The 17197-nt window shown below is 73.3% G+C and carries 12 protein-coding genes; 4 read left to right on the top strand and 8 right to left on the bottom strand.

Features of this window, described 5'->3' with window-relative positions; all coding sequences use genetic code 11:
• Nucleotides 1-67: 67 nt before the first annotated feature.
• Both ACFHW0_RS24060 and ACFHW0_RS24055 read right to left on the bottom strand, forming a co-directional pair.
• On the bottom strand, nt 68-802 hold the full coding sequence (locus ACFHW0_RS24060) for a TIGR03936 family radical SAM-associated protein (RefSeq protein ID WP_199729546.1): 735 nt from the start codon (nt 800-802) through the stop codon (nt 68-70).
• Nucleotides 803-967: 165 nt separating this feature from the next.
• Nucleotides 968-2953, bottom strand: a complete 1986-nt coding sequence (locus ACFHW0_RS24055) for a TIGR03960 family B12-binding radical SAM protein (protein WP_416611041.1) — start codon at nt 2951-2953, stop codon at nt 968-970.
• A 693-nt stretch (nt 2954-3646) separates the two neighbouring features.
• Between ACFHW0_RS24055 and ACFHW0_RS24050 the strand changes: the two genes are divergently transcribed.
• Nucleotides 3647-4810 (top strand): hypothetical protein, encoded by a 1164-nt coding sequence (locus tag ACFHW0_RS24050; protein WP_416611149.1) that lies wholly within the window; start codon nt 3647-3649, stop codon nt 4808-4810.
• Between the two features lie 127 nt (nt 4811-4937).
• Here ACFHW0_RS24050 and ACFHW0_RS24045 read toward each other — a convergent pair whose 3' ends face one another.
• A complete protein-coding gene (locus ACFHW0_RS24045) occupies nt 4938-5633 on the bottom strand; it encodes a lysophospholipid acyltransferase family protein (protein WP_416611039.1) in 696 nt (231 codons plus the stop codon).
• Nucleotides 5634-5792: 159 nt separating this feature from the next.
• Nucleotides 5793-8939, bottom strand: a complete 3147-nt coding sequence (ileS, locus tag ACFHW0_RS24040; protein ID WP_416611037.1) for an isoleucine--tRNA ligase — start codon at nt 8937-8939, stop codon at nt 5793-5795.
• Between the two features lie 429 nt (nt 8940-9368).
• On the opposite strand from ileS, the gene ACFHW0_RS24035 reads away from it, so the two are divergent.
• Nucleotides 9369-9809: a carboxymuconolactone decarboxylase family protein gene (locus tag ACFHW0_RS24035; RefSeq protein WP_416611035.1), complete on the top strand. Its 441-nt coding sequence runs from the start codon at nt 9369-9371 to the stop codon at nt 9807-9809.
• Nucleotides 9810-9874: 65 nt separating this feature from the next.
• Here the strand turns inward: ACFHW0_RS24035 and ndk are convergent, their stop codons facing one another.
• Nucleotides 9875-10300 carry a nucleoside-diphosphate kinase gene (ndk, locus tag ACFHW0_RS24030; protein ID WP_132240451.1) on the bottom strand — a complete coding sequence of 142 codons (426 nt, stop codon included), beginning with the start codon at nt 10298-10300 and terminating at the stop codon, nt 9875-9877.
• A 143-nt stretch (nt 10301-10443) separates the two neighbouring features.
• Here ndk and ACFHW0_RS24025 point away from each other — a divergent pair, with 143 nt between their 5' ends.
• Nucleotides 10444-11859 carry a VOC family protein gene (locus ACFHW0_RS24025; RefSeq protein WP_416611033.1) on the top strand — a complete coding sequence of 472 codons (1416 nt, stop codon included), beginning with the start codon at nt 10444-10446 and terminating at the stop codon, nt 11857-11859.
• Between the two features lie 4 nt (nt 11860-11863).
• On the opposite strand, the gene ACFHW0_RS24020 is transcribed toward ACFHW0_RS24025, so the two are convergent.
• From ACFHW0_RS24020 to ACFHW0_RS24010, 3 genes are read right to left on the bottom strand one after another with little or no spacing between them, the layout of a single operon-like run.
• Nucleotides 11864-12283, bottom strand: a complete 420-nt coding sequence (locus ACFHW0_RS24020) for a DUF4233 domain-containing protein (RefSeq protein WP_416611031.1) — start codon at nt 12281-12283, stop codon at nt 11864-11866.
• On the bottom strand, nt 12280-13614 hold the full coding sequence (locus ACFHW0_RS24015; RefSeq protein ID WP_416611029.1) for a bifunctional folylpolyglutamate synthase/dihydrofolate synthase: 1335 nt from the start codon (nt 13612-13614) through the stop codon (nt 12280-12282). The genes ACFHW0_RS24020 and ACFHW0_RS24015 overlap by 4 nt, the downstream gene beginning before the upstream one ends.
• A complete protein-coding gene (locus ACFHW0_RS24010; protein WP_416611027.1) occupies nt 13611-16229 on the bottom strand; it encodes a valine--tRNA ligase in 2619 nt (872 codons plus the stop codon). The genes ACFHW0_RS24015 and ACFHW0_RS24010 overlap by 4 nt, the downstream gene beginning before the upstream one ends.
• 69 nt (nt 16230-16298) lie before the next feature.
• On the opposite strand from ACFHW0_RS24010, the gene ACFHW0_RS24005 reads away from it, so the two are divergent.
• Nucleotides 16299-16982 (top strand): hypothetical protein, encoded by a 684-nt coding sequence (locus tag ACFHW0_RS24005; RefSeq protein WP_416611025.1) that lies wholly within the window; start codon nt 16299-16301, stop codon nt 16980-16982.
• Nucleotides 16983-17197: the final 215 nt, after the last annotated feature.

Below are 17197 nucleotides of genomic sequence, written 5' to 3'. Positions count from 1 at the left end.
AGTGTTTCCGCCGGGCGCGCAGGGTGCGCGACCGCCGAAGTCTGCCTACCTGAACGTCGACCGACGGTCAGCGTTCACCGATGGTTGCCCCGTCGCGGTCCGCGTCCAACGGATCCGCGATCGCATCCTGCGCGGTCAGCGTGCCCTGTGCCAGCCGGATCACCCTCGGCGAGACCGGCGGCTCCAGGTCGGCCACCACGCGGAGGCCGGAAAGGACGTCATCGGGCCGCACGGAGGGGGTGACCTGCCGCACGACCAGTTCGAGTATCGCACACGGTACGGCCGGCGCCCCGGAAGGCGTCTCCGGCGACGCGATCACATCGATGCGGATCACCGCGGCCCGGGCGTCGAAGGTGCGCCGGCCCTGCTTGGTCATCCGCTCGACCAGCACCTCCTCGGCGGCCGTGAAGGCGGAAACCGCCCGTTGCAGGACGGCCGGGTCGACCTCGGGCAGCTCGATGCGCCAGTGCGACGCCTCGATCCGGTCGGCAAGGCTCCCGCCGGCGGCCACGACGGCGTCGAGCACGTCGAGACCCGGCGAGAGGGCGGCGTCCAGCGCGGCGCGCAGCTCCGCCGGGTCCACCTGCTCGCGGAGGCCGATCTCCAGGTACTCGGCCTCGCTCGCCACGCCCGTCGGGGCCGCGCTGGCGTACGAGATCTTGGGGTGCGGGGTGAAGCCCTGGGAGAAGGCGATCGGCACGCCCGCCCGGCGCAGCGCCCGCTCGAAGGCCCGGGCGAAGTCCCGGTGCGAGGTGAAACGCAGCGGGCCGCGCTTGGCGTACCGGATCCGGACCCGCTGCACGACGGGTGCCTGGCCGCCCTCTGGCTGTGGTTTCCTACTGATCGTCGTGCTCCTCGTGTCGGAACCGGTTGATCGTGACGGCACTGCTCGCGACTCGCGTGCCGCTGACGATGACCACATGATCGACCCGGCGCACGGCGGGCGGCGCCCGCCGTGCGCCGAGGGCTACTGCTCGGCGCCGGTGGGGAGCTTCAGACCGTTGATCGGGGTGAGCGGGAGGAGCTTCTTCCCGGTCGGGCCGATCTGGATCTCGGTGTCCATCGACGGGCAGACGCCGCAGTCGAAGCACGGGGTCCACCGGCAGTCGTCCTGCTCGTACTCGCTGAGCGCGTCCTGCCAGTCCTGCCAGAGCCAGTCCTTGTCCAGGCCCGAGTCCAGGTGGTCCCAGGGCAGGACCTCCAGCTCGTCGCGCTGGCGGGTGGTGTACCAGTCGAGGTCGACCCCGAAGGTCGGCAGCACCTCGGTCGCCGCCTCCACCCAGCGCTGGTAGGAGAAGTGCTCGCTCCAGCCGTCGAACCGGCCGCCGTTCTCCCACACCCGGCGGATCACCGCGCCGACCCGCCGGTCGCCCCGGCTGAGCAGGCCCTCGATCAGCGACGGCTCGCCGTCGTGGTAGCGGAAGCCGATCGCCCGGCCGAGCGACCGGTCCGCGTTGATCGCCTGCTTGAGCATCTTGAGCCGGCCGTCGATGACCTCCGGCCGCTCCATCGGCGCCCACTGGAACGGGGTGTGCGGCTTCGGCACGAACCCGCCGATGGAGACCGTGCAGCGGATGTCCTTCGAGCCGGTGGCGGCCCGGCCGGCCCTGATGACCTCGTGGGCCATGTCCGCGATCTCGAGGACGTCCTCATCGGTCTCGGTGGGCAGGCCGCACATGAAGTACAGCTTCACCTGCCGCCAGCCGTTCGTGTAGGCGGTGACGACGGTGCGGATCAGGTCTTTCTTCGACACCATCTTGTTGATGACCTTGCGGATCCGCTCCGACCCGCCCTCGGGGGCGAAGGTCAGGCCGGTGCGCCGACCGTTGCGGGACAGCTCCTGCGCGAGGTCGATGTTGAACGCGTCGACCCGGGTCGACGGCAGCGAGAGCGAGACGTTGGTGCCCTCGTACTGCTGGGCCAGGCCGGAGCACATGTCGCCGATCTCGGAGTGGTCCGCCGACGACAGCGACAGCAGGCCCACCTCGTGGAAGCCGGAGAACTCCAGCCCCTCCCGCACCATCTGCCCGACGGTGGTGATGGAGCGCTCGCGTACCGGGCGGGTGATCATGCCGGCCTGGCAGAACCGGCAGCCCCGGGTGCAGCCCCGGAAGATCTCCACCGCGTACCGCTCGTGCACGGTCTCCGCGAGCGGCACCAGGGGCTTCTTCGGGTACGGCCAGGCGTCCAGGTCCATGGTCGTGCGCTTGTGCACCCGGAACGGCACGTCCGGCCGGTTCGGCACGACCCGCTGGATGCGGCCGTCGGGCAGGTAGTCGACGTCGTAGAAGCGCGGCACGTAGACGCTCTCGGTGCGGGCCAGGCGCAGCAGCAGCTCGTCGCGCCCGCCCGGGGAGCCCTCGGCCTTCCACTCCCGCACGATCCCGGTGATCTCCAGGACCGCCTCCTCGCCGTCGCCGAGCACGGCGGCGTCGACGAAGTCGGCGATCGGCTCCGGGTTGAACGCGGCGTGGCCGCCGGCCACGATCACCGGGTCGGCGTCGGTGCGGTCGGCGGCGAGCAGCGGGATGCCGGCCAGGTCGATCGCCGTGAGCAGGTTGGTGTAGCCCAGCTCGGTGGAGAAGGAGACGCCGAAGACGTCGAAGTCGCGCACCGAGCGGTGCGCGTCGACGGTGAACTGCGGCACGCCGTGCGCGCGCATCAGCTTCTCCAGGTCCGGCCAGACCGCGTAGGTCCGCTCGGCGAGCACGTCGGGCAGCTCGTTGAGCACCTCGTAGAGGATCTGCACGCCCTGGTTGGGCAGGCCGACCTCGTAGGCGTCGGGGTACATCAGCGCCCAGCGCACGGCCGCCGCGTCCCAGTCCTTGACCACCGCGCCCAGCTCGCCACCGACGTACTGGATGGGCTTGGTCACCTGGGGCAGCAGCGGCTCCAGCCGGGGCCAGACCGAATTGGCCGCGGCGGGGCGCGGCGTGGTGGACGGGACGCTCATGATGCCCAAGGGTACGCGGCCCGGCGGCGGCCACCGCGCGCACGCCGGTCACCGCGCCCCCGGGTCGCCGGTCGCCGCGCCCCGGGCATGCCGGCCACCGCCGTCGCGGGCACGTCGCGGCGCCGCGCGCGAGGCCCGTCCGGCCCCTCCCGGCGCCGGCGACGACGGTGGCCGGAATCGCCCCGCTGGCGCGTCGGTACTAACCTCGGACCGGCGCGAGAGGAGATTGCCGCGATGCCGCAGCCGCAGCCGGGCACGGACCGGCCGGCCGACGGGAGCCCCCCGGGTCAGGACCAGGGTCCGGATCCGGCGGTCACCGAGGAGCCCCCGACCTCCCCCGCAGCACCCGCCCCCGCCGGCGGCACGGGCCCGGAGGGCACCCGTGAGCTGCCCACCGACGATCCCGGGCCGACCGCGACGACCGACGTCGCGCAGGACACCGACGACGCCGGGCCGCACGGCGCCGGTGAGGCCACCGCACGTCCGGACACGGGCGACGCCACCGCGCCGCAGGGCTCGGGCGACGCCCCCGCACAGCCGGCCACGGGCGACTCCGCGCCGCAGGACGCCGGCGACGCCGGGACGGAGAGCACCCGGGGCACCGGGCCCGGGCGGCCGGCCGGCACCGGCCCGGAGGGCACCCGCCTGCTGCCCGACGACGGCCCGCCGGCCGTGGGGCCGCAGGGCACCCGGATGTTCCCCGGCGACGAGCCACCGGCCGTGGGGCCGCAGGGCACGCGAATGTTCCCCGCCGACGAGCGACCGGCCGAGCCGTCCGCGCCCCGGTGGAGCGGCTCGGCGGCGGTTCCCCCGCCGAAGCCGCGCAAGCGGACCTGGGGCGAGTCGGCCGAGATCCCCCCGGTGCCGGCGCCTCCGCCCGAGCAGCCCGAGCACCTCACCCCCGTCGACCCGTGGGCGGACGCGGACACCGGCGGGTGGGACCTGCCGCCGCCCCCGCCGCCCCCGCCGACGCTGCCCTACCCCGCCGCGCCGTCGACCCGGCCGTACTCCGGGCCGCCGGCGCCACCCGTGCACTCCCCCGCGCCGCCGGAGCCACCGCGTCCCACGCCGCCCCGGGTCGCGTACCCGGCCGCCCCGCCGCCGGCGGCGTACCCCGTCTCCCCGCCGCCGGCGTCGTACCCCGTCTCCCCGTCGCCGGCCTCCCGGGCGCCCGCCCCGGCCCGGCCGGCGCCACCCCCGCCTCCGCCGCCCGCGCCGCCGAGGCAGCGTCGGGCGACGGCGCCGCCGGCCGGGCCGCCGCCCGGCCAGCAGGCCCCCAGGGGGTACGCTCCCACGCCCGTCCGCAGGCGTCGCCGCTGGCCGTGGGTCCTGCTGCTCATGCTGGCCTGCTGCTGTGGCTGCCCGGCCTACTACGGGGTGCCGATGGCGTCGCAGTACCCGGCCGAGGCCAGCCTGCCGGCCGAGATGGCCGACCTGCGGCTGCGCGACGACAACTCCAGCAAGGCGACCGCCAAGCAGTTGGAGGCGGACGTACGCAAGGCGCACTGGCTGGCCGAGGACACCTTCGCCGGCGTCTACGCCACGCCCGCCGGCAAGCGGGTGACGATCTTCGGCGGCACCGGCTTCCGGTTCACCCCGGAGTCCGACGCGGAGGACGAGATCACCCGGCTCACCGGGCAGTACTCCCTCGGCGAGGCCCAGGTGGTCGACACCGGCGTACGCGGCCGGCACCAGCGCTGCGCGGTGGGCCGCGCCGACGGCCAGGACGTGGTGGTGTGCACCTCCGTCGACCACGGCAGCATCGCCACCGCGGTCTTCACCCGGCTCTCCCTCGACGACAGCGCCACCCTGCTCGGCACCCTGCGGGAGCAGATGGTCACGACCAACCAGAAGTAGGGACCTCGCGGCCCGGCCGGCTCCACGCCGTCGACACCGGAGCAGCGGCAGCAGGAGATCATTGGCCGGGGCCTCGGGCTGTAGCGTCAACCGCGGCGTGCGCGGCTCCGGCCGGCCCGTGACCGGATCAGGCCGGGGCGTCGCCCGGGGTGGCGGAGTGCGCGCGCGGCGGGGCGTAGCGGGGCACGTACTCCTGGCCGGTGAGCTTCTGGATCTCGGCCATGACCTCGTCGGTCATCTCGCGCAGCGAGGTGCGGTCGTCCGGCCGGCCGGTGAAGTCCAGCGGCTTGCCGAAGCGGATGGTGATCTTGGCGCGGCCGGGACGGGGCACCCGGGTGCCGATGGGCTGGGCCTTGTCGGTGCCGGTCATGCCGACCGGAATGATCGGCACGCCGGCCGCCACGGCCAGCCGGGCCGCGCCGGTGCGCCCCCGGTAGAGCCGGCCGTCCGGCGACCGGGTCCCCTCCGGATAGACCGCGACCAGGTCGCCGGCCTTGAGCACCGGGATGGCGGCGTCGAACGCGGACAGCGCCGCGCGACCGCCGGCCCGCTCGACGGGGATGGCGCCCAGGCCGGTGAGCACGTACTTGGAGAGGGCGCCCTTCGGGCCGGTGCCCTTGAAGTACTCCGACTTGGCCCAGAACGCCAGGTGCCGGGGGACCACCGTGCCGAGGAACAACTCGTCGGCGACCGAGAGGTGGTTGCCCGCGAAGATCGCGCCCCCCGTGTCCGGAATGTGCTCCAGCCCCTCCACGGTCGGACGGAAGGCCAGCCGGAGCGCGGGCGCCACGGTGAGCTTGCCGATGGTGTAGAGCAGGGGCACTGGTCCTCCGCGGAGTGTGTGCGAACAGGCGGTGTCACGGTAACCGACGGGTCCACGGGGCGTTGTCGGGGTGGCGGGTCGACCGCCTGGTGAGCGGGCGTGTCAGGGCCGGCGGGGTGGTCCGGCGGCGCACCGCCGGACCACCCCTGTCTCACTGACTCATACCCTGCGGACGGCCACGGTCACCCGTTCGCCCTCGCCGACCTCCCCGGTGAAGCCGTCCACCCCGTCGGCGAAGTCGACGGAGTCGGCCAGCACCTCCCGGGCCACGAAGTCGGTGTACGCGGCCACCGCCGCGCGCACCTCCTCGGCTGCCGACACCGCCACCACGATCCGGTCCGACACGTCCAGGTCGGCGTCGCGGCGGGCCTGCTGCACCACCCGCACGACGTCCCGGGCCAGCCCTTCGGCGGCCAGCTCGGGGGTGACCTCGGTGTCCAGCACGACCACGCCCTCGCCGCCGGGCAGCGGCGCGGAGTGCTCGGCGTCGGCGGCGACCAGGCGCAGCTCGTACTCGCCCTCGGCGAGGGTGACGCCCGCGGCGACCGGGGCGCCGTCGACCAGCTCCCACTCCCCCGCCTTGACCGCCTTGATGACCTGCTGCACCTGCTTGCCGACCCGGGGGCCGAGCGCGCGCGGCACCACGGTCAGCACCTGCTGGCAGTACGCCGCCACCTCGTCGGTGAACTCCACCGCCTTCACGTTGACCTCGTCGGCGACCAGGTCGCCGAAGGGCCGCAGCTGCGCCGCGACGGGCGAGGCCACGGTGAGCGTCGACAGCGGCAGGCGCACCCGCAGGCCCTTGGCCTTGCGCAGCGACAGCGCCGCCGAGCAGACCTCCCGGGTGGCGTCCATCGCGGCGACCAGGTCGTGGTCGGCCGGGAACTCCCCGGCGGACGGCCAGTCGGTCAGGTGCACGGACCGCTCCCCGGTGAGGCCGCGCCAGATCTCCTCGGCGGTCAGCGGCGCCAGCGGCGCCACCACCCGGCACAGCGTCTCCAGCACCGTCCACAGGGTGTCGAAGGCGTCGGCGTCGCCGGACCAGAACCGGTCCCGGGAGCGGCGCACGTACCAGTTGGTCAGTGCGTCCAGGTAGGACCGCACGGTGGCGCAGGCGCCGGAGATGTCGTACGCGTCCATCTGCTCCTGGACCGTCGACACCAGCTCGTTGGTCTTCGCCAGCACGTACCGGTCCAGCAGGTGGGTGCTGTCGGTCCTTCTCGTCGCGGTGTGCCCGTCGGCGTTGGCGTAGAGCGAGAAGAAGTACCAGACGTTCCACAGGGGCAGCAGCACCTGCCGGACGGCGTCGCGGATGCCCGGCTCGGTAACCGCCATGTCGCCGCCGCGCAGCACCGGCGAGGACATCAGCATCCAGCGCATCGCGTCCGAGCCGTAGGCGTCGAACACGTGGTAGACGTCCGGGTAGTTGCGCAGGCTCTTGGACATCTTGCGCCCGTCGGAGCCGAGCAGGATGCCGTGGCTGAGGCAGTTGCGGAACGCCGGCCGGTCGAACAGCGCGGTGGCCAGCACGTGCATGGTGTAGAACCAGCCGCGGGTCTGGCCGATGTACTCGACGATGAAGTCGCCCGGGTAGTGGTGCTCGAACCAGTCGCGGTTCTCGAACGGGTAGTGCACCTGGGCGAACGGCATCGAGCCCGACTCGAACCAGCAGTCCAGCACCTCCGGCACCCGGCGCATCATGGATTTGCCCGTCGGGTCGTCCGGGTTGGGGCGGACCAGGTCGTCCACCGCCGGCCGGTGCAGGTCGCCCAGGCGTACGCCGAAGTCGCGCTCGATCTCCTCGAGCGAGCCGTAGACGTCGACCCGGGGGTGGTTCGGGTCGTCGGACTTCCACACCGGGATCGGCGAGCCCCAGAACCGGTTCCGGCTGATCGACCAGTCCCGGGCGTTCGCCAGCCACTTGCCGAACGAGCCGTCCTTGATGTGCCCCGGCGTCCAGTTGATCTGCTGGTTCAGCTCGACCATCCGGTCCTTGAACTTCGTCACCGCGACGAACCACGACGACACCGCCTTGTAGACCAGGGGGGTGTCGCAGCGCCAGCAGTGCGGGTAGGAGTGGGTGTAGGTGTCCTGCCGGAGAACGACCCCCCGCTCCTTGAGCTCCCGGATCACCGGCTTGTTGACGTCGAAGACCTGCTCGCCCTGGTACGGCGGCACCAGCCCGGTGAACCGGGTGTGGTCGTCCACCGTGACGATCGTGGGGATGCCGGCCGCGTTGCAGACGTTCTGGTCGTCCTCGCCGAAGGCCGGGGCCAGGTGGACGATCCCGGTGCCGTCCTCGGTGGTGACGAAGTCCGCGCCGAGCACCTGGTAGGCGTTCGGGCCGGCCTGCTCGACGAGGAAGTCGAACAGCGGGGTGTAGCGGCGCCCGGCCAGGTCGCGGCCGGAGACGGTGCCGATTTGCTCGTACCCCTCCAGCTCCTTGGCGTACGCGGCCAGCCGCGCCGCCCCGACGACGTACCGCTGGCCGTCGCGCTCCAGCACCGCGTACTCGATGTCGGGGCCGACGGCGAGCGCCAGGTTGGACGGCAGGGTCCACGGCGTGGTGGTCCAGACGCCGAGCCGCACCGGCCCGCGCACCAGCTCCGGTGCGCTCTCGTCGGGGGTCAGCGCGAACCAGACCGACAGCGTCGGGTCGTGCCGGTCCCGGTAGACGTCGTCCATCCGGGTCTCGGTGTTCGACAGCGGCGTCTCGCAGCGCCAGCAGTACGCCAGCACCCGGAAGCCCTCGTAGACCAGGCCCTTGTCGTGCAGGGTCTTGAAGGCCCACATGACGCTTTCCATGTAGTCCAGGTCGAGGGTCTTGTAGTCGTCGGCGAAGTCGACCCACCGGGCCTGCCGGGTGACGTAGCGCTCCCAGTCGTGGGTGAACTCCAGCACCGAGGAGCGGCACGCCTCGTTGAACCGGGCCACGCCGAGGTCGAGGATCTCCGCCTTGCTGGTGATGCCGAGCTGCTTCTCGGCGACCACCTCGGCGGGCAGGCCGTGGCAGTCCCAGCCGAAGCGCCGCTCCACCCGGCGACCGCGCATCGTCTGGTAGCGCGGCACCACGTCCTTGACGTAGCCGGTGAAGAGGTGGCCGTAGTGCGGCAGGCCGTTGGCGAACGGCGGGCCGTCGTAGAAGACGTACTCGTTCTTGCCCTGGTCGCCGGCCGGCCTGGCCTCGACGGAGGTCTCGAAGGTCTTGTCGGCCGTCCAGTGCTCCAGGACCCGGCGCTCGACCGCGGGCAGGTCCGGGCTTGCCGGGACGCCGGCGGCGGTCGGGTCGTGCAACGGATAGACCATCGGGGGTCGCTCTCCTCGCGCAGCTCACTGTTCGTGTGGGTCTGCGAGGACGAGCCTTCTCGGGTACGCCTCGACGGCGCCCCCGGGCAGGCCCGCGGTACCACCCCGCTTGGCGGCCAGGATCGACCGCCCGCTCGTTGGCCGGCTGTGACGGGCCGGACCCGTCCGGTTCTACTGGGCCGGGCGAACCGGCTGTTCTTCCGGAGGCTCACCGGTGATGGCCGGGTCATCGCCTTACGACCGTCAAGGCTACCCGACCACCCACGGGGACCGCCGCCGAGTAACCGCGACGACCGACGCCGGACACTCCGCACCCGCCCCGCCGGGCCGCCTTGGCGGCGTGACCGGGCTCACGTCCGCCGGTGTCACGCCGCGCCTCCGCGCACCGTCGTGTGGATGTCAACACCGACCGGACCGAGGAGGGCCGTCATGCAACGGATCAACGTGGCCGAGGTGGCACCGCAGGCGTACCAGGCCGTGCTGGGGCTGGAGAAGTACGTCCGGGCGAACGTCGGGCACACCGTGCTGGCGCTGGTGAAGCTGCGGGCGTCGATGCTGAACGGCTGCGCGTTCTGCGTCGACATGCACAGCCGCGACGCGCTGGCGGCGGGCGAGTCGGACCGGCGGCTCTTCGCCGTCGCCGCCTGGCGGGAGGCGCCGTTCTTCGACGAGCGGGAGCGGACCGCGCTGGCGCTCACCGACGCGGTCACCCGGCTCGGCGAGCACGGCGTGCCCGACGACGTCTGGGACGCGGCGGCGAAGGTGTGGTCCGAGAAGGAACTCGCCGACCTGCTGGTGGCGATCGCCACCATCAACGTGTGGAACCGGATCGCCGTGACCTGCCGCACCGATCTCCCCACGGACGTGTGACGGTCCGCGACGCGACGCAGGCGGCCGGTGCGCTCGACGCGCACCGGCCCGCGGCGGCGGGTGGGTCAGACCAGCTCAGGGAACCAGAGCGCGATCTCGCGCTTCGCGCTGTCCGGGGAGTCGGAGGCGTGCACCAGGTTCTCGCGGTTGGACAGGGAGAGGTCGCCGCGGATCGTGCCGGCGGCCGCCCGCCGCCCGTCGGTCGCGCCGACGAGCCCGCGCACCACGTCGATGACCTGGTCGCCGGAGAGCACCAGCGCCACCAGCGGGCCGCCGGTCATGAAGTCCTTCAGCGGCGGGTAGAACGGCTTGTCGACGTGCTCGGCGTAGTGCTCGTCGGCCAGCGCGGCGTCCATCGTCCGGGACACCATCGCGTCGATCCGCAGCCCCTTGCGCTCGAAGCGGGAGATCACCTCGCCGACCAGCCCGCGGCGGACCGCGTCGGGCTTGATCAGTACGAGGGTGCGCTCATCGGGGCTGCTGCTGGACACGCTGGGTTCCTCCTGTGCGCGGAAGACGGCCGGGCTGGGTACGGTCAGCCTAGCGACCCGGTCCCGGCACCGGCGCGGCGGCCGGTCCTTCCTCCGGCGGCCGATCCGGCCTAGCCTGGCCCTTGACCCTCGGGAGGTCCACTGTGGCGAATGGCGGGAACCGGCCCATCGCACCGGTACGCAAGCTGATCGCCGCGGTGCTGGGCACCGTGGCCACCTTCGTCGTCCTCTTCGGCCTCGGCATGACCAGCTGGGCGATCGTGGCGCTCGGGGTCGCCCTGCTGGTGCTGGCCATCGCGCTGGCCACGGTGCGCGGGGGCGGTCGCACCTGGGTCGTCGGCGTCGGGCACGTGCACAGCGCCTCCGAGCCGCCCACCCAGTACGCCTTCGGCCGCTGCGAGCTCCAGTTGGTGATCGACGCCCCGGGCCTGCCACCCCGGTCCAAGAAGATCATCGAGCCGAGGGTGCCGGTGGCGAAGTGGCCGTCGCTGGGTCAGACGCTGCCGATCCGGGTGGCCCTGGACGACCAGCGCCACGTGCGGGTGCTCTGGGACGACGTGCCCACCCACGCGGAGACCGCCGCCGCCGTCGCGACCGACCTGCCGCCCGAGTACGCGGGCGCCGAGCCCCTGGACGACGTGCTGATCCAGCAGGAGGCCCCGCCGTGGGCGGACCGGGCGCCGGACGACGACTTCCGGGAGGACTTCCGCGACGACTACCGGGACGACTTCCGGGACGACTTCCGGGACGACTTCCGGGCGCCGGTGGGCGATCCGCTGGGCGACCCCGTCGGGGATCCGCTGGGCGATCCGCTCGGTGGGGACCGGGTCGGGCGGCCCGAGGAGCGCGAGCCCGTCGTGATGCACCAGCGCCCGGGTGGGCCGGTCGTGCTGGAGGGCACGCTCGTCGAGCAGCCCGCCACCGGCACCCTGCCGCGCCGGGCCACCCCGACGCCCCGGCCGCCCGCCGAGGAGCGGTTCGACGCGCCCGGCGAGCGCCTCGACCCGCCCGCGCCGGCGGATCCGCTCGACCTGCCCCTGGACGATCCCGCCCCGCCGCGCGAGCGGATCCGCGACGAGCGGATCAGCCCGGAGGAACTGGACGAGGCGATCTTCGGTCCGGGCCCGGCGACCGACGTCGACGAGGAGGCCGGGGAGACCGCGGCGGCCGGCGACGAGTTCGGGGCGCCGATCGCCGGGGTGGGGCTGACCCTGCTGGTCACCGACCTGCCCCGCTCGCTCAACTTCTACCGCGACCTGGGCTTCACCGAGGTCGACCGGGGCTCCGGCAACGCGGTCCTCGCCTCCGGCACGACCCGCCTGGTACTGCGCGAGGTGACCGAGGCGGCGCCGATCAGCCGCCGGCTGGTGCACGTCAACCTCGAGGTCGACGACATCGGCTCCGCGTACGAGCGGCTGCGCGGGACGGGCGTCCGGTTCACGTACGCCCCCCGGGTGGTCAACCGGGGCACGAAGCTGGAGGTGTGGGCGGCGGCGTTCCGCGACCCGGACGGCCACGGCATCGCCCTCACCCAGTGGCGGGAACGCGCCGAGGCCTGACCCGTCAGCCCAGGATGACCCGGCGCACGTGCAGGGCGTAGGCCCACACCAGGGCGAAGACGACGCCCAGCACCAGCAGCGACCAGTGCAGCAGGCCGGCCAGCATCAGCAGCCCCTGCAGGGCGGTGCCGGCGTGCCAGGCCCACGGCCGGCGCATCATGCCGGCCAGCAGCACCGCCGCCACGGCCAGCGCCACCACCGCTCCGATCGCCGCGCCGCCGAGGTCGCCGCCGACCACCCGGATGGGTTGGATGGCCAGCACCAGCACCAGCGCCTCCAGGCTGAGCGTGCCGGCACCGAGGCCACGGACCGCCCGCTCCGGGTTGCGCAGCCCGGAACGGCGCGGCGGTCGCCCGTCGGGGGTGCCGTCGGCCGCGCCGGCAGGGCGGTCGTCGCCCGCGGTGACCCGCTCCGGCCCGGTCATCGCTTCAGCAGCCGACGGGCGTCGGCCACCGTCACCACCGACCCGGTGACCAGCACCCCGACCCCGCTCAGCTCCCCCGGTACGTCCTCCTCGGCCATCGCCACCGCCGCCTCGATCGCGTCCGGCATCTCCTCGGCCACCTCCACCCGGTCGGGTCCGAAGACCTCGGCCGCCAGCGCGGCCAGCTCCCGGGCCGGCAGCGCCCGGGGCGAGCTGTTGCGGGTCACCACCACCTGGTCGACCACCGGCTCCAGCAGCTCCAGCAGGCTGGCCGCGTCCTTGTCCGCGAGGACGCCGACCACGGCGACGAGCTTGCTGAAGGCGAACTCCTCCTGGAGGGCCGCGACCGTGGCGGCCATCCCGTGCGGGTTGTGCGCCCCGTCCAGCAGGATGGTCGGCGCGCTGCGTACGCGCTCCAGCCGGCCGGGCGAACTGGCGGTGGCGAAGCCCTCCCGGACCGCCTCGACGTCGAGCTGCCGCTTCGCCCCGGCGCCGAGGAACGCCTCGACCGCCGCCAGCGCCATCGCCGCGTTCTGCGCCTGGTGGGCGCCGTGCAGCGGGATGAACACCTCCTCGTAGACGCCGCCGAGGCCCTGGAGGGTGAGCACCTGCCCGCCGACGGCGACCGCCCGCCGCAGCACCCCGAACTCGGCGCCCTCCCGGGCGATGGTCGCGCCGACCTCGGCGCAGCGCTCCAGGATCGGCCCGGCGGCCTCCTCCTCCTGCGCCGCGGAGATCACCGTCGAGCCCTTGTGGATGATGCCCGCCTTGGCCAGCGCGATGTCCTGGATGGTGTCGCCGAGCCACTCGGTGTGGTCCAGCCCGACCGGGGTGAGCACGCACACCCCGGCCTGGATCACGTTGGTGGCGTCCTCGGCGCCACCCAGGCCCACCTCGACCACCGCCACGTCAACCGGGGCGTCGGCGAAGGTGGCGAAGGCCAGGGCGGTGGTCATGTCGAAGTACGTCAGCGGCTCCGCCGAGCGCTCGTCGACCAGCCGGGCCAGCGGCTCGATCTCCCGGTACGTGGCGACGAACCGCCCCTCGTCCACCGGCTCGCCGTCCAGGCTGATCCGCTCGCGGACGCTCTCCAGGTGCGGGCTGGTGTATCGGCCGGTGTGCAGCCCGAACGCCCGCAGCAGCGAGTCGATCATCCGGGCCGTCGAGGTCTTGCCGTTGGTGCCGGTCAGGTGGATCGACGGGTACGCCCGCTGCGGGCTGCCGAGCAGGTCCAGCAGCGACTCGATCTTGTCCAGCTCGAAGGCCATGCGGGTGAACCCACGGCCGGCCAGTTCGGCCTCGACGGCGGCGAAATCGGTGCGGTCGGTCACGAGGGCAGCGCCTCCAGAGCAGCGTCGATGCGGACGAGGTCGGCCTCGGCGACGGCGAGCCGGTCGCGGATCTTGGCGACCACCGGCTCCGGCGCCTTGCCGACGAACGCCGGGTTGCCGAGCTTCGCCCGGGCCTGCGCGGCCTCCTTCTCGGCGGCGGCCCGGTCCTTGGTCAGCCGGGCCCGCTCGGCGGCCACGTCGATCGACCCGCGGGTGTCCAGGGCCACGCTCACCTCGCCGGGCATGGCGAGCCTCGCGCTGGCCTGGAAACCGTCGCCGGCCGGGTCCAGCCGCACCAGCGAACGGATGAGCGGCTCGTGCGCGGCGATGCCGGCGGCGGCGAGGCCGTCGAGTCGCGCGGCGACCCGCTGCGTCGGGCGCAGCCCCTGGTCCGAACGGAACCGCCGGATCTCGGTCACCACCCGCTGGAGGGTGCCGACCTCGACCTCCGCGGCGTCGTCGACTCCGGTACGGTCGGCCACCGGCCAGGCGGCCGTCATCACCGTCTCGCCCCCGGTGAGCGCGGTCCACAGCTCCTCGGTGACGAACGGGATCACCGGGTGCAGCAGCCGCAGCAGTTGGTCCAGCACGTGCCCGAGCACCCGGCGGCTGGCCTCGGCGGCCGGGCCGTCCTCGGCGAGCACCGGCTTGGTCAGCTCCACGTACCAGTCGCAGACGTCGTCCCAGGCGAAGTGGTAGAGCAGGTCGCAGACCTTCGCGAACTCGTACGCCTCGAACTGCTCGTCCACCGCGGCGGTGACGTGCGCCAGCCGGGACAGGATCCACCGGTCGACCGTCGACAGCGTGTCGGCCGCCGGCAGCGGCCCCTCGGTGTGCGCGCCGTTGAGCAACGCGAAGCGGGTGGCGTTCCACAGCTTGTTGCAGAAGTTGCGGGAGCCCTGGCACCAGTCCTCGCTGACCGGCACGTCCCCGCCCGGGTTGGCGCCCCGGGCGAGGGTGAACCGGGTGGCGTCGGCGCCGTACCGGTCGATCCAGTCCAGCGGGTCGACCACGTTGCCGAACGACTTCGACATCTTCTTGCCGTGCTGGTCGCGGACCATGCCGTGCAGGGCCACCGTCTCGAACGGCGGCCGGCCGTCCATCGCGTACAGGCCGAACATCATCATCCGGGCGACCCAGAAGAAGAGGATGTCGTAGCCGGTGACCAGCACGCTCGTCGGGTAGAACTTCGCCAGGTCGGGGGTCTGCTCCGGCCAGCCGAGCGTGGAGAACGGCCACAGGCCGCTGGAGAACCAGGTGTCCAGCACGTCCTCGTCCTGGTGCCAGCCCTCGCCGGTCGGCGGCTCCTCGTCCGGGCCGACGCAGACGATCTCGCCCTCCGGGCCGTACCAGACGGGGATGCGGTGGCCCCACCAGAGCTGCCGGGAGATACACCAGTCGTGCATGTTGTCGACCCAGGCGAAGTACCGCTTGGCCAGCTCCGCGGGCTCGATCTTCACCCGGCCGTCACGCACCGCGTCGCCGGCCGCCTCGGCCAGCGGGGTGGTGTTGACGAACCACTGGAGCGACAGCCGCGGCTCGACGGTCGTCCTGCACCGGGAGCAGTGCCCCACCGCGTGCACGTACGGCCGCTTCTCGGCGACGATCCGGCCCTGCTCGCGCAGCGCGGCGACGATCGCGGGACGCGCCTCGTACCGGTCCAGGCCCTGGAACGGGCCGTGCGCGGTGATGACGCCCCGCTCGTCCATGATCGTCAGCGACGGCAGGTCGTGCCGCTGGCCGATCTCGAAGTCGTTCGGGTCGTGCGCGGGGGTCACCTTGACCATGCCGGTGCCGAAGCTCGGGTCGACGTGCTCGTCGGCCACGATCGGGATCCGCCGGTCGGTCAACGGCACGGCCACCTCGGTGCCGATCAGGTGCCGGTAGCGCTCGTCGTCCGGGTGGACGGCGACCGCCGTGTCACCGAGCATCGTCTCGGCCCGGGTGGTGGCGACCACGACGTCGTCGCTGTAGCGGATCGAGATCAGCTCGCCGTCGTCGTCGGTGTGCTCCACCTCGATGTCCGACAGCGCGGTCAGGCAGCGCGGACACCAGTTGATGATCCGGTTGGCCCGGTAGATCAGCCCGTCGTCGTAGAGCTTCTTGAACATGGTCTGGACGGCCCGGGACAGGCCCTCGTCCATGGTGAAGCGCTCGCGGTCCCAGTCGACGGAGTCGCCGAGGCGGCGCATCTGCCCGAGGATCGCCCCGCCGGATTCGGCCTTCCACTGCCACACCCGCTCGACGAACTTCTCCCGGCCCAGGTCGTGCCGGGACAGGCCCTGGCCGGCGAGCTGCCGCTCGACCACGTTCTGGGTGGCGATCCCGGCGTGGTCCATGCCCGGCAGCCACAGCGCCTCGTGGCCCTGCATCCTCTTGCGCCGCACCAGCGCGTCCTGGACGGTGTGGTCCAACGCGTGGCCCATGTGCAGGGAGCCGGTGACGTTGGGCGGCGGGATGACGATGGTGAAGGGGGGCTTGTCGCTGTCCGCCGACGCCCGGAAGTGGCCGGCGGCTACCCACTGCTCGTACCGTCGCTGCTCCACCTCGCCGGGCTGGTACTGGCCGGCAAGGGTCGGGGCGTCGGGGCGTCGGGCATCCAGTCTCTCGGTCACCCTGAAAGTCTACGGAGCGCTTCCCGGGACCCGACGTGCGCCACCTGCCGTTCGCGTACGGTGTCGGCTATGTCCGACGCACATCTCACCGGTCGCCCGGTCGCCGACGGGCCCGAACCGATCGACCTGACCGACGAGCCCATCCAGCTCAGCAACCGGGACCCGGAGAACGCCCCGGAGCAGCGGGCCGCGCGGTCGGGGCGCCGGCGGGTGGCGTGGGCCGTGGCGGCGGTGGTCGGGCTCGCGGGGGCCGCGGTGCTGGGCACGGCCGGCTGGCGGGTCGCCCAGCAGAAGGACGCCGACCTGGCCACCCCGGACCGGGTGGCGGGCCTCGTACGCGACGACAGCGACCGGGCCCGCAGCACCTCCGACTACCTGCGCAGCGGGTTCGCCGCCGACATCGACCTGGACAGCAGCTTCGGCACCGTCTACCGGGATCCCGCGGACGACAAGCGCTCGGTGCTCGTCTTCGGCGGCACGACCCTGCTCTGGCAGCCGGAGCGGGACCTGGACAGCCTCTTCCGCCTGCTGACCGACGAGACCGGCAGGGTGACGGGCCTGCGCGAGGTGCCCGCCGGGCGCTTCGGCGGCGTGATGAAGTGCGGCACCACCAGCGGCGACGGCGGCGACTTCGCGGTCTGCGGGTGGGCGGACCACGGCAGCGTGGTGATGGCGATGTTCCCCGGCCGCTCCGTCGACGACGCCGGCGGGCTGTTCCGCACCATGCGCGAGGAGATCCAGACCCGCGGCTGACGCTTCCGCCGGGCCCGCCCGCGCCGTTTCCGCTGCGGGCGGGCCGGCAGCCGGACGTGAGACGTCCGGCGCCGCCGACCGAGGCGACGAAAGGTCCGTAACGCAGTTCAGGGCCACCCCGAAGGGTGACCCTGAACCGAATGATTGTCCGGCGGTGTCCTACTCTCCCACACCCTCCCGAGTGCAGTACCATCGGCGCTGGAGGGCTTAGCTTC

Source organism: Micromonospora sp. LOL_025, assembly GCF_048060285.1.
GTDB lineage: Bacteria > Actinomycetota > Actinomycetes > Mycobacteriales > Micromonosporaceae > Micromonospora.
This window is presented reverse-complemented; position numbering and strand designations above follow the sequence as displayed.